The organism is Bradyrhizobium guangdongense (genome assembly GCF_006483445.1).
GTDB lineage: Bacteria > Pseudomonadota > Alphaproteobacteria > Rhizobiales > Xanthobacteraceae > Bradyrhizobium > Bradyrhizobium guangdongense_A.
In genome coordinates this window covers 1-11,409 of the sequence record NZ_PPPT01000194.1, presented here as the reverse complement: position 1 = coordinate 11,409, position 11,409 = coordinate 1, and the positions used below count along the sequence as shown (strand labels likewise).

General features: G+C 63.5%; 13 protein-coding genes. 3 read left to right on the top strand and 10 right to left on the bottom strand.

Annotation, left to right across the window (positions count from 1 at the left end; genetic code table 11):
• The coding region (locus C2U70_RS26575) for an ABC transporter substrate binding protein (protein WP_283810408.1) at positions 1–376 on the top strand (376 nt) is incomplete at its 5' end.
• Position 377: 1 nt separating this feature from the next.
• Here C2U70_RS26575 and C2U70_RS26570 read toward each other — a convergent pair.
• The 10 genes from C2U70_RS26570 to pqqA form a co-directional block, all read right to left on the bottom strand.
• The gene (locus tag C2U70_RS26570) at positions 378–1,433 is read right to left on the bottom strand and encodes a 2-oxoacid:ferredoxin oxidoreductase subunit beta (protein ID WP_140981588.1); all 1,056 of its coding nucleotides are present in this window, start codon (positions 1,431–1,433) and stop codon (positions 378–380) included.
• Entirely contained in the window at positions 1,430–3,277 is a 1,848-nt protein-coding gene (locus C2U70_RS26565; RefSeq protein ID WP_186294486.1) for a 2-oxoacid:acceptor oxidoreductase subunit alpha, read from the bottom strand. The genes C2U70_RS26570 and C2U70_RS26565 overlap by 4 nt, the downstream gene beginning before the upstream one ends.
• A complete protein-coding gene (locus tag C2U70_RS26560) occupies positions 3,247–5,046 on the bottom strand; it encodes an FAD-dependent oxidoreductase (RefSeq protein ID WP_140981586.1) in 1,800 nt (599 codons plus the stop codon). Before C2U70_RS26560 ends, C2U70_RS26565 begins: the two co-directional genes overlap by 31 nt.
• Positions 5,047–5,284: 238 nt before the next feature.
• Positions 5,285–5,962, bottom strand: a complete 678-nt coding sequence (locus C2U70_RS26555) for a DUF4286 family protein (protein ID WP_140981585.1) — start codon at positions 5,960–5,962, stop codon at positions 5,285–5,287.
• 12 nt (positions 5,963–5,974) lie between these two features.
• Complete coding sequence (pip, locus tag C2U70_RS26550; RefSeq protein ID WP_140981584.1) at positions 5,975–6,961, bottom strand: prolyl aminopeptidase; 987 nt, start codon at positions 6,959–6,961, stop codon at positions 5,975–5,977.
• Complete coding sequence (gene pqqE / locus C2U70_RS26545; protein ID WP_140981583.1) at positions 6,951–8,150, bottom strand: pyrroloquinoline quinone biosynthesis protein PqqE; 1,200 nt, start codon at positions 8,148–8,150, stop codon at positions 6,951–6,953. The genes pip and pqqE overlap by 11 nt, the downstream gene beginning before the upstream one ends.
• Positions 8,147–8,458 carry a pyrroloquinoline quinone biosynthesis peptide chaperone PqqD gene (gene pqqD, locus C2U70_RS26540; RefSeq protein ID WP_140981582.1) on the bottom strand — a complete coding sequence of 104 codons (312 nt, stop codon included), beginning with the start codon at positions 8,456–8,458 and terminating at the stop codon, positions 8,147–8,149. Before pqqD ends, pqqE begins: the two co-directional genes overlap by 4 nt.
• Positions 8,459–8,467: 9 nt before the next feature.
• Positions 8,468–9,244 carry a pyrroloquinoline-quinone synthase PqqC gene (gene pqqC, locus C2U70_RS26535; RefSeq protein WP_140981581.1) on the bottom strand — a complete coding sequence of 259 codons (777 nt, stop codon included), beginning with the start codon at positions 9,242–9,244 and terminating at the stop codon, positions 8,468–8,470.
• Positions 9,241–10,170 carry a pyrroloquinoline quinone biosynthesis protein PqqB gene (gene pqqB, locus C2U70_RS26530; RefSeq protein ID WP_140981580.1) on the bottom strand — a complete coding sequence of 310 codons (930 nt, stop codon included), beginning with the start codon at positions 10,168–10,170 and terminating at the stop codon, positions 9,241–9,243. Before pqqB ends, pqqC begins: the two co-directional genes overlap by 4 nt.
• 115 nt (positions 10,171–10,285) lie before the next feature.
• Complete coding sequence (gene pqqA, locus C2U70_RS26525) at positions 10,286–10,366, bottom strand: pyrroloquinoline quinone precursor peptide PqqA (protein WP_045002119.1); 81 nt, start codon at positions 10,364–10,366, stop codon at positions 10,286–10,288.
• A gap of 225 nt (positions 10,367–10,591) precedes the next feature.
• Between pqqA and C2U70_RS26520 the strand changes: the two genes are divergently transcribed.
• Together C2U70_RS26520 and C2U70_RS26515 are read left to right on the top strand one after the other, a co-directional pair.
• Positions 10,592–10,849: a DUF6894 family protein gene (locus tag C2U70_RS26520; protein ID WP_140981579.1), complete on the top strand. Its 258-nt coding sequence runs from the start codon at positions 10,592–10,594 to the stop codon at positions 10,847–10,849.
• 82 nt (positions 10,850–10,931) lie between these two features.
• The coding region (locus tag C2U70_RS26515; protein WP_246666873.1) for an amidase family protein at positions 10,932–11,409 on the top strand (478 nt) is incomplete at its 3' end.

Sequence of the window (11,409 nt, the reverse complement as noted above, 5' to 3'; positions counted from 1 at the left end):
TTGGCGGACCAGCCGCGCCGCGAATGGCGCGGCTGGTCCGCCAAGGGCCGGACTGATGACGCTGCCTGACTCGCTGCCGATTCTGCACCAAGACCTGATCATTAGGCTCAGCAACGAGCTACGCATTCCCGGCATCCATCCGTTCCGGACGTTTCCTCTGAACGGCGCGCTGATGTCGTACGGGCTGGATTTCCCCGACCTATTCCGGCAGGTCGCGTCCTATGTTGACCAGATTCTCCGCGGACGCAGTCCGGCTGATCTGCCGGTGCAGGCGCCGACCAGGTTCGAGCTGGTGATCAATCTGAAGACCGCAAAGCTCTTGGGCGTCGAGATTCCGCCGGCGCTATTGGCAAGCGCCGACGAAACCATCGAGTGAGTTACCGCAGGCTGGCGTTGAACTTGTCCAGCGCGGCCGAGCCCGGACACAACGTATCGGCTTCGAGCGTGTTCAGCGGCGTCTCGACGGTGTTGAGATGCTCGTGCAGATCCTCGGCATCGGGATCGACATAGAGCAGGCCCGTGACGATCTGGCCCTTGGCGGCGTGCCGCGCGAGGAACGTCTGGGCGCCGAGGCGATCATGCGGATCGTAGTCGGCATCGAGCTTGCGCAGCGCAAGCTTGGAGCCGTCGTGCTGTTCGACCACCTGCACCGTGCCGGGCGCGTAGTCGACCGCGATCGGATCGCGCCCGACCAGCACGTCGAGCCGGTTCACGGCGTCGTTGTGCTCGCGGACATAATCGAAGCTCTTGGTCGAGCCGGCGTGGTTGTTGAAGGCGATGCAGGGGCTGATGACGTCGATGAACGACGCGCCCTTGTGACGGATCGCAGCCGCAATCAATGGGACCAATTGCGTCTTGTCGCCGGAGAAGGAGCGCGCGACGAAGGTGGCGCCCAACTGCAGCGCGATGGCGACGAGGTCGATCGCGTTGTCGGTGTTGGTGACGCCCTTCTTGGATTTCGAACCGCGGTCGGCGGTCGCAGAGAACTGGCCCTTGGTCAGGCCGTAGACGCCGTTGTTCTCGACGATATAAGTCATGTTGACGCCGCGCCGGATCGAATGCGCGAACTGGCCAAAACCGATCGAGGCGGAATCGCCGTCGCCGGAGACGCCGAGATAGATCAAATCGCGATTGGCGAGATTGGCGCCGGTCAAGACCGAAGGCATGCGGCCGTGCACGGAGTTGAAGCCGTGCGAATTGCCGAGGAAATAATCCGGCGTCTTCGACGAGCAGCCGATGCCGGAGATCTTTGCCACCCGGTGCGGCTCGATTGAGAGCTCGTAGCAGGCTTCGATGATCGACGCCGTGATCGAGTCATGGCCGCAGCCGGCGCACAGCGTCGAGACCTTGCCCTCGTAGTCGCGGTGGGTGTAGCCGAGATCGTTCTTCTTCAGGCCGGGGTGTTGGAATTTGGGCTTTGCAATGTAGGTCATGACACGGCCTTGCGGAGCGGGGTTACCTTGAGGTGATCCTGGTGGTCGCCAATGGCTTTTGCGATGAAGCGGGCGGTGATCGGTGAACCGTCATAGTGCAGGATCGGCACGAGCCGCACCGGATCGATGCCGTTCTCGTTGACGATGAGCTGACGGAGCTGGCCGTCGCGGTTCTGTTCGACCACGTAGACGAAGTCGTGCTCGGCGAGGAAGCTCGCGACGCTGGAGTGGAAGGGGAAGGCGCGGATGCGCAGGCGATCGAGCTGATGCCCGCGCGCCTCCAACAGCCCGATCGCCTCGTCCATCGCAGGCGTGGTCGAGCCGAAGTAGATCACGCCGTATTTGGTCGGCCGTTCCGCATTGGCCTGCAATGGCCGCGGCACGAGATCTTGCGCGGTCTCGAACTTGCGCACCAGACGCTGCATGTTGTCGGCGTAGACAGGCCCTTCTTCCGAGTAGCGCGCATAGCGGTCACGCGAGGTACCGCGGGTAAAATAGGAGCCCTTGGTCGGATGCGTGCCGGGATAGGTGCGGTAGGGGATGCCGTCGCCGTCGACGTCGAGATAGCGGCCGAAGTCGCGGCCCTCCTCCAGCATCTCCGCCGTCATCACCTTGCCGCGGTCATACTGCCGCGCCTCGTCCCACTTCAGCGGACGGCTAAGCCGGTGGTTCATGCCGATGTCGAGATCGAGCATCAGGAAGATCGTGGTCTGCAGCCGCTCGGCGAGATCGAAGGCGGCGGCCGCGAACTCGAAGGCCTCGGCTGGATCCTCGGGGAAGAGCAGCACATGTTTGGTGTCGCCATGCGAAGCATAGGCGCAGGCGATGATGTCGCATTGCTGGGTGCGCGTCGGCATGCCCGTCGAGGGACCGGCGCGCTGGATGTTCATGATCACGGCCGGAATCTCGGCAAAATACGAAAGGCCGATGAACTCCGTCATCAGGGAGATGCCGGGGCCCGAGGTCGCGGTGAAGGCGCGGGCGCCGTTCCACCCGGCACCGATCACCATGCCGATCGAGGCGAGCTCGTCCTCGCCCTGCACGATGGCGTAATTCGCCTTTCCCGTCTTGGGATCGTGGCGGAATTTCTTGCAATGGGCGGTGAAGGCTTCCGCCACCGAGGAGGATGGCGTGATCGGATACCAGGCGCAGACGGTCGCGCCGCCATAGACGGCGCCGAGCGCAGCCGCGCTGTTGCCCTCGATGAAGATGCGGTCGCCGACCTTGTCGGACTTTTTCACCCGCAACCCGATCGGACATTTCAAATTCTGGAGCGCCCAGTCGCGGCCGAGATGCAGCGCGTGGACGTTGGAGGACAGCAGCTTTTCCTTGCCCTTGTACTGCTCGCCGATCAGCTGCTCGATCAGCTTTGGATCCATCTCGAGCAGCGCGGAGAGCGCGCCGAGATAGATGATGTTCTTGAACAACTGGCGCTGCCGCGGATCGGTGTAGGTCGAGTTGGTGATCGCGGTCAGGGGAACGCCGATCACGGTGATGTCGTCGCGGAACTTCGTCGACGGCATCGGTTTTGTGGAATCGTAGAACAGATAGCCGCCCGGCTCGATGCCGGCGACGTCCTTGTCCCAAGTCTGCGGATTCATCGCCACCATCATGTCGACGCCGCCGCGGGCGCCGAGATGGCCGTCTTCCGTGACGCGCACTTCATACCAGGTCGGCAGGCCCTGGATATTGGAGGGGAAGATGTTGCGGGGCGACACCGGCACGCCGTGGCGCAGGATCGAGCGTGCGAACATCTCGTTCGCGGAGGCCGAGCCCGAACCGTTGACGTTGGCGAAACGGACGACGAAGTCGTTTACGCTGCTGATCGGCTTTTTGTCGGACATGATGATCCCGCGTGAGTCATTTCGATGAGATATTTCTGCATGTCCCAGGCGCCGGTGGGACAGCGTTCGGCGCACAATCCGCAGTGCAGGCAGACGTCCTCGTCCTTGACCATCACACGGCCGGTCTTCAAATCGCTGGAGACGTAGAGGTCCTGGTCCGGATGCGGCGAGGGCGCCTTCAGGCGCGTGCGCAGATCATCTTCTTCGCCGTTGTTCGTGAAGGTGATGCAGTCCATCGGGCAGATGTCGGCGCAGGCGTCGCACTCGATGCACAGCGAGGTCGAGAACACCGTCTGCACGTCGCAGTTCAGGCAGCGATGCGCTTCGCCGAGCGCGAGCTTGACGTCATAGCCGAGCTCGACCTCGGCGCGGATGTCCTTCAGCGCGACGACCTTGTCGCGATGCGGCACCTTGTAGCGCTTGTCGTTGGAAATGTCGTTGTCGTAGCTCCACTCGTGGATGCCCATCTTCTGCGAGGACACCTGCACGTCGGGCAGCGGGCGCTCGTTGATGTCTTCACCGGACAAGAGTCGATGGATCGACATCGCGGCGTCATGGCCGTGCGCGACAGCCCAGATGATGTTCTTCGGACCGAACGCAGCGTCGCCGCCGAAAAACACTTTTGGATTGGTCGAGACGAACGTCTTCTGATCGACCTTGGGCATGTGCCATTTGTCGAACTCGATGCCGCAATCCTGCTCGATCCAGGGGAAGGCGTTCTCCTGGCCGACCGCGACCAGCACGTCGTCGCAGGGAATGGTCTGATCGGGTTCGCCCGACGGCACCAGGTTGCGGCGGCCCTTGGCGTCGTATTCGGCTTTGACCTGCTGGAAGGTGACGCCGATGAGCTTGCCGGCGACATGCTTGAAGGCCACCGGCACCATGTAGTTGAGGATCGGAATATCCTCGTGGATCGCGTCTTCCTTCTCCCAGGGCGAAGCCTTCATCTCCTCGAAGCCGGAGCGGACCACCACCTTGACGCTCTCGCCGCCGAGGCGGCGCGCGGTGCGGCAGCAATCCATCGCGGTGTTGCCGCCGCCGAGCACGATGACGCGTTTACCGATCTTCTCGACATGGCCGAACGAGACGTTGGCCAGCCATTCGATGCCGATATGGATGTTGGCGGCGGCTTCCTTGCGGCCTGGAATGTCGAGCTCACGGCCGCGCGGCGCGCCGGAGCCGACGAAGATCGCGTCATACTTCTCCGCGAGCAGCGCCTTCATGCTGTCGATGCGGTGACCGCCCTTGAACTCGACGCCGAGACCCAGGACGTAGCCGGTCTCCTCGTCGATCACCGAATTGGGCAGGCGGAATTTCGGGATCTGCGAGCGCATCATGCCGCCCGCTTGCGGATCGGCATCAAACACCGTGCAATGATAGCCGAGCGGCGCGAGATCGCGCGCGACCGTCAGCGAGGCCGGGCCACCACCGACCAGCGCAATGCGCTTGCCGTTCTTCGCGGCGGGGCGCGGCAGGCGCTGCGTGATGTCGTCCTTGAAGTCGGCGGCGACGCGCTTGAGGCGACAGATCGCAACCGGCGTTTCCTCGACGCGTCCGCGGCGGCACGCCGGCTCGCATGGACGATCGCAGGTGCGTCCCAAGATCCCGGGGAACACGTTCGATTTCCAGTTGATCATGTAGGCGTCGCTGTAGCGGCCCTGTGCGATCAAACGGATGTATTCGGGAACCGGAGTGTGTGCGGGACATGCCCACTGGCAGTCGACTACCTTGTGAAAGTAGTCGGGGGCCGCGATATCGGTCGGTTTCATTCCTACCCTGTCCGCAAGGGCTCAAGGACCCCAGCGGCCTTCTTGAGCTTGCGAACGCTTAGGACGCGTCGATATGGTTTTTGAATTGGATCATAGGCTTACCTTATTAGAACCATTCCGAAGCTCAGACAAAGGCAAAATGTGGCGATCTCCAGCTTTCATGGGAGCTGCGCGCGAACAGCATTAATGGTCGCGTTGTTCATGCGGCGCTGCAGCATCGCGTGCTGCGTGCGCGATATCAGCCGCGTGCGATATCGCTCTTCGCGAGGTCCCACATCAGGCTGTAGGTGCCGACGGACACCGGAAGCGGATAGGGTGACGCAGCCGGCCCTGTGAAGCGTTCGGCGATGACAGCCGAGACGGCGCCGACATTCGTGCCGTCGATCAGCACGAACCAGTCGCGCGCGCCGTCATTGTCCGCCGCTGGAATCCCGGCCTTCGCGCCCGACAATTCCGGCTCGCTTTCCAGGAGATGCATGGAAATGATGCCGTCGCGCTGTTCCGGCGCCAATTTTTCTTGCAGTGCATCACGCCACGCCCCCGCATTGTCCGGCGTCGGGCGCAGCCGCACCAGGCCGAGCGCAGCCCCGCGCCCGGTGCCGCGGCTGATGGTGATGCGCGCGACCACGCGCAGCATGTTCTTGAAATGCGCCATGCTCCGCAGCGACCATTCGGTCTGGTTGGCGAGCCGCGCCCTGTAGGCGGGGCTGTCGAGCACGTCGAGTGTCGCGGTCGAATACAGGCTGAGATATTTGGGGCTCGCGGCGTGCGCGACATAGCGCCGCGCCTCCAGAAATCCATCGATCGCGACGCGCTCCTCGAGATGCTCGCGATCGTACCAGCGGTTGAAATCGGCTTCGTGCGCGGTGTCGATATCCATCGACGTCAGCAGCATGCCCTTCCCGGCGAGCGGCATTTTGCGCTCCTGTTATCGTGGTGTCCCGGAAGCGAGGTCGGCGATGGCGCGCATCACGGCGTCCCTCACGCCGGGATCATAGAGCGAATGGCCGGCTTCTTCCACAATCCGAATCTCGGAACCCGGCCACACCTTCCCGAGCGCAGCAGATGTCTCAGGCGGGCACAACAGATCATAGCGCCCCTGGATGATGATGCCGTGAATGCCGGCGAGCTTGTCAGCGTTGCGCAGCAACTGATCGGGAGTCATGAAGCTGTCGTTGGAGAAGTAATGCGCTTCCATGAACGGCGTCGCCGGCAGGGGGCGCGTCGAATTCAGCGCGCCGAGGTCGATCCGCGTGCGGGACGGCTTGTGCTCCGACAGCGTGCGCTCGGTATCATGCCAGGCCCGTGCGGCCGGACCGTGCACGGATGGATCGGGATCGAGGATGCGGCGCCAATAGGCCCTGACGGGATCGCCGCGCTCGGCTTCGGGCAGCACGCCCAGAAAATCCTCGTTCAGCGCGGGATAGAATTGCGACAGCCGCGTCGTAAAACCGGTCTCGACCTCCGCCCGCGTGCCGAGAAACGTCGCGCGCAGCACGATGCCCGAGACGCGCTCGGGATGCGCCTGCGCGTAAGCCAGCGCCAGCGTCGCGCCCCAGGAGCCACCGACCAGCATCCAGCGCTCGAAGCTGAATCTTTCGCGGATCGCCTCCATGTCGGCGATGAGATGCGGCAGCGTGTTGTGCTCGCGTGATCCCTTGGGCCGCGAGCGGCCGCAGCCGCGCTGGTCGAACAGCACGGCGCAGAAGCGCTCGGGATCGAACAGACGGCGATGATCGGGCTGGCAGCCGCTGCCGGGCCCGCCGTGCAGGTAGACCGCGGGAATGCCATCGGTGCGTCCGACGCTCTCGACATAGAGCTCGTGGCCGTCGGAGACGGCGAGCATCTCGGATGTCAGCGGCGCAAAGGGATCGGCACGTTTGGCCGATCGCGTCGCATCGGCGTCAGGCGCCATTCTCGGATTCCAGGGTGCCGCCGGCGAAGTTGCGATAGAGGAAGCGGTTGGTGTCGCCCTCGGCCTCGCGCTCGGCCTGCTTGAAGATGGTCTCGTGCATCGGCGACAGCGCGCAGGCGGGGTCCGTGTTGGCCGCATCGCCCGTCAGCGCAAAGGCCTGGCAGCGGCAGCCGCCGAAGTCGATCTCGCGGAACTCGCAAGATTTGCACGGCTCCTTCATCCAGCCGGTGCCGCGATAGCGGTTGAAGGCCTCGGAATTCTGCCAGATCCAGGCGATGGAATGGTTGGAGCGCACGGATTCGAATTCGAGCCCGGTGATGCTCTCGGCGGCGTGGCAGGGCAGCACCTTGCCGGCCGGCGAGATGTTGAAGAACTGCCGGCCCCAGCCGCCCATGCACTTCTTCGGCCGCAGCGCGTAATAGTCCGGCACGACATAGTCGATCGACAGCCGACCCTTGTGCCGCTCGCGGGCGTCCTCGACGATGCGGGTGCACTCATCGAGCTGCGCCACCGTCGGCATCAGCGCGGCGCGGTTTTTCAGCGCCCAGCCGTAATATTGCACGTTGGCCACTTCGAGCCTGTCTGCGTCGAGATCGAGCGACATCTGGATGATGTCCGGGAGCTGGTGCAGGTTTTGCCGGTGCATCACCGCGTTCACGGTGAGCGGCAAATCCAGCTCGCGCGTCCATTTGGCGGCTTCGAGTTTTTTGCGATGGCCGTTCTTGTAGCCGGCGACGCGGTCGGCGAGGCCTTCTTCGACGCCCTGGAAGCTGATCTGCACGTGGCAGAGGCCGGCGTCCGCCAGCTCGCTCAGTTTCTCGCGTGTCAGCAGCACGGCCGAGGTGATCAGGTTGGTATAGAGCCCGACGTCGCTGGCGTGCTTGACGAGCTCGACGAGATCTTTCCGCGCGGTCGGCTCGCCGCCGGAGAAATGCACCTGGAGCACGCCGATCTCGGCGAGCTCGCTCAGCACCTTCTTCCACTCGTCGGTGGTCAACTCCTTGCCGGAACGATCGAGCTCGACCGGGTTGGAGCAATAGGGGCACTGCAACGGGCAGCGATGCGTGATCTCGAGCAGCACCGCGAGCGGAATGCCAAACGTCTCTGCCGTCGAGCGGCTCTTCTCCAGCACCGCGAGACTGTCGCTGGCGTCGGGGGGCGCGTTTTGGCCGCTGAGCGTTTCACTCATGACGTCTTCTCGCGTGCCTCGGTGAGAAAGCCCTTGTCGGCGAGATCCTGGAGCATGGCGATCACGTCGGTCAGGATCGCGTCGCGCGGCGCCGCATATTTTGCGGCGAGCTGGTCGGCGACGTCGCCGACGGTGCGCTCACCGTCGCAAAACTGCAAGACCTCGACCGCGATCTCGTCAGGCGCCAGCACCCGTTCCGGCGCCAGGATCACCCAGACCTTCCGGGTCTCATCATATTTCAGCTTGGCATGCCGCGGCAGCACCGGCCGGCTTGCCTCGCTGACGCTGATGTGACGCGGCGCTGCCATGATGGGAACCTAACCTTTGGGCACGAAGGCGCCGGGCGGGATGTGGCCCTCGACATAGGCGTGATAGAGCGCATCGAGCTGCACCCACAGCACGTTGGTCTTGAAGATCAGCGCGTTGCACACCGAGGCGCGTTCCTCGGGCGTCCTTGCATGCGTCTTGACATAGTCGAGCGCAAAATTGGCGTCGCGCGGCGCCTGGGTCAGGCGGCGCTTGAAGTAGCTCATGGTGTCCGGGTTGACGAAATCATAGTGCTGCAGCATGCCGGCGATGCGTTCTTCGTGGATGCTCGGTGCGAACAGTTCCGTCAGCGAAGAGGCGATCGCCTCCAGCGGGCTCTTCTCGCGGCAGTAGTGCACATAGGCTTCGACCGCGAAGCGCGTCGCCGGCAGAATGCCTTCGGTCGATTCCACGTAGGCCGTATCGAGCCCGAGGCCTTCGGTCAGCTTGATCCAGCGCTCGATGCCGCCTTCGCTGCCGACGTCGCCGTCATGGTCCTCGATGCGGTGGCGCCATTCGAGGCGCGTGGCGCGGTCGCGGAAGCGCGAGATCACGACCGCATCCTTGATCGGGATCGTACTCTGGTAATAGTAGCGGTTGAGCGCCCAGGCCTGCACCTGGCCCTTACTCAGCTTGCCGCCGTGCAGCAGCTTATGGAACGGATGCAGGCTGTGATAGCGCGTCGCGCCGATATGGCGCAGCGTCGCCTCGAGCTCCTCGGCATTGTTGAGGCGGATGTCCTTGCCGATCGACAGCGCGGTTATTCCCGTCAGTGTGGTCGCATTCACAGCACGATCTCCGTTCCGTCGGCGGGAATCTGCCATCCCGCATGTTCGGCCGCCTTGCGCTCGGGCGTATCAGGCAGCAGTGCCGGGTTCGAGTTGTTGATATGCAGGAATAGCTTCCTGTCGATATCGAGGCCGGACAAGCGCGCGATGGCGCCGTCATCGCCGGACATGGCGACATGTCCCATGCTCTTGCCGGTCTTCTGGCCGAGCCCGGCCAAAATCATCTCGTCGTCCCGCCACACCGTACCGTCGAAGAAGACGAGTGACGAGCCTGAAATTTCTTGCCGAAGTTCGTCGGTGACCTCGGCGCAGGCGGCGAGGAAGTAGAACGTCTTGCTCGTCGCCTTGTGCGTGATCTTCAGGCCGAGCGTATCGCCGTCGCCCTCGCTGCCGCCGGGATGGACCTTGCCTTCGAGATACCAGGCCGACTTGCCGGGAACGGCGAACGCCTTGACCTCGATACCTGCAGGCGATCCGTCGGGCAGGGTGGGCTCGAACGCTTCGTTGATGCCGATCGGCTGTCGCCGCACATTCTTTTCGTTCAGCACGTTGAAGATGCTGTTCGCTCTCAGGATCGCCAGCACTTTCTCGTGCGCGTAGATCGTGAAGGGCGAGCCCTCGCGCATCGAGAGCAGTCCGGCCACCGCGTCCACTTCGCTGTTGGTCAGGATCACGCCCGCAATCGGCGTGTGACGCAGCGCGCCCGGTTTCGGATGCAACTGCGGCGTCGCGTTCAATTGCTGGCGAAGGTCGGGTGAGGCGTTGATCAGGAACCAGTGCGCGCCATCAGCGCTGAAGGCGACGGAGGCCTGGGTTCTCTGGAGATCGCCGAGGTTGGCACGCGCGGCTCGGCAGCCGGCACAACCGCAGTTCCACTGCGGGACCCCGCCGCCGGCGGCGGCGCCCAGGACGACGACGCGAAGCATGAATCCGTCCCCTGGAAACACGTGTCGCGGTGGATCTCAGACCGACACGTTTCCCAGTTCGGGGAACGCGTTGCGCCCGAAGGATCCACCTGCGCTCAACGCAAAGACGCTACCCTTACTTGCGGGTGGCGCTCACATACATGTTGATTTCCATGCCGCACGGCACTTCGACGATCTTCGGTGTTTTCCAGGCCATTGTGGCTCTCCTTGTTCTCGAAATCGGACGTATCCGCCCCGTAGCTAAAGTAATGCGGGCGGAGAACTTCGCCAGTGAAATTTTCCCGACCTAGGTAGTAGATCATCGATTTGTTGCGGTGCACTATGCAAAAAACGACGATGGGTCGTGATCCCTGTCCGGATAAAGCAGTTGTGAGTGCAGAGGCGCTTTCAATCCGCTACAGGCGACCCCATTGGATCAAGCATGCCCAGATACTTCTTCAACACCCGCATCGGCGACGAATTGATCGTGGATCCTGACGGTGAGGACCTGCGCAATCCTGATCGCGCCTGGCAAGTGGCGCGTGAGATGATCCTGGCAGTCTTGAAGTCGGAGGGAACGCAGCCGGCGCTGCTCGAGGCCGTCATCGAGGTCACCGATACCGATGGCGAGATCGTGCTGGAGTTTCCTTTCACCGAGGCGCTCCTGGACATGCCGGACAAGTCCGCCACTAGGCACTGATTTCCGACCTTTTGCCCCTGCGGAATCCGCATGGCTTTGACCGGTGACCGGGGTTAAAAGACCCGGTCACACGGAGCACATCATGCAAGATCTCTGGCGCCTGTCGGCCGCCGACCTCGCCGCCCTCATCCGGTCCAAGAAAGTATCCGCCAAGGAGGCCGCCGAAGCCGGGCTCGCCCGGCTCGATGCCGTCAACCCAAAGCTCAATGCGGTGGTCGACCACCGGCCGGAGGACGTGCTGAAGCAGGCGGCAGCCGTCGATGCCGCGATCGCGCGGGGCGAGGATCCGGGCCTGCTGGCAGGCGTCCCCGTCACGGTGAAGGTCAATGTCGACCAGGAAGGCTTTGCCACCACCAATGGCTTGAAGCTGCAGCGCGACGTGATCGCCAAGGTGGACAACCCCGTGGTCGCGAACTTGCGCAAGGCCGGCGCGGTCATCCTCGGCCGCACCAATTGCCCGGCCTTCTCCTACCGCTGGTTCACCACCAATCTTGTCCATGGCGACACCAAGAACCCGCGCGATGCCTCGCTGACGCCGGGCGGCTCGTCCGGCGGCTCGG

Bases quoted from the DNA above. Each gene is read 5' to 3' on its own strand.
- C2U70_RS26570 (WP_140981588.1), bottom strand. From the start codon at position 1,433: ATGACCTACATTGCAAAGCCCAAATTCCAACACCCCGGCCTGAAGAAG.
- C2U70_RS26565 (WP_186294486.1), bottom strand. From the start codon at position 3,277: ATGTCCGACAAAAAGCCGATCAGCAGCGTAAACGACTTCGTCGTCCGT.
- C2U70_RS26560 (WP_140981586.1), bottom strand. From the start codon at position 5,046: ATGAAACCGACCGATATCGCGGCCCCCGACTACTTTCACAAGGTAGTC.
- C2U70_RS26555 (WP_140981585.1), bottom strand. From the start codon at position 5,962: ATGCCGCTCGCCGGGAAGGGCATGCTGCTGACGTCGATGGATATCGAC.
- pip (WP_140981584.1), bottom strand. From the start codon at position 6,961: ATGGCGCCTGACGCCGATGCGACGCGATCGGCCAAACGTGCCGATCCC.
- pqqE (WP_140981583.1), bottom strand. From the start codon at position 8,150: ATGAGTGAAACGCTCAGCGGCCAAAACGCGCCCCCCGACGCCAGCGAC.
- pqqD (WP_140981582.1), bottom strand. From the start codon at position 8,458: ATGGCAGCGCCGCGTCACATCAGCGTCAGCGAGGCAAGCCGGCCGGTG.
- pqqB (WP_140981580.1), bottom strand. From the start codon at position 10,170: ATGCTTCGCGTCGTCGTCCTGGGCGCCGCCGCCGGCGGCGGGGTCCCG.
- pqqA (WP_045002119.1), bottom strand. From the start codon at position 10,366: ATGGCCTGGAAAACACCGAAGATCGTCGAAGTGCCGTGCGGCATGGAA.
- C2U70_RS26520 (WP_140981579.1), top strand. From the start codon at position 10,592: ATGCCCAGATACTTCTTCAACACCCGCATCGGCGACGAATTGATCGTG.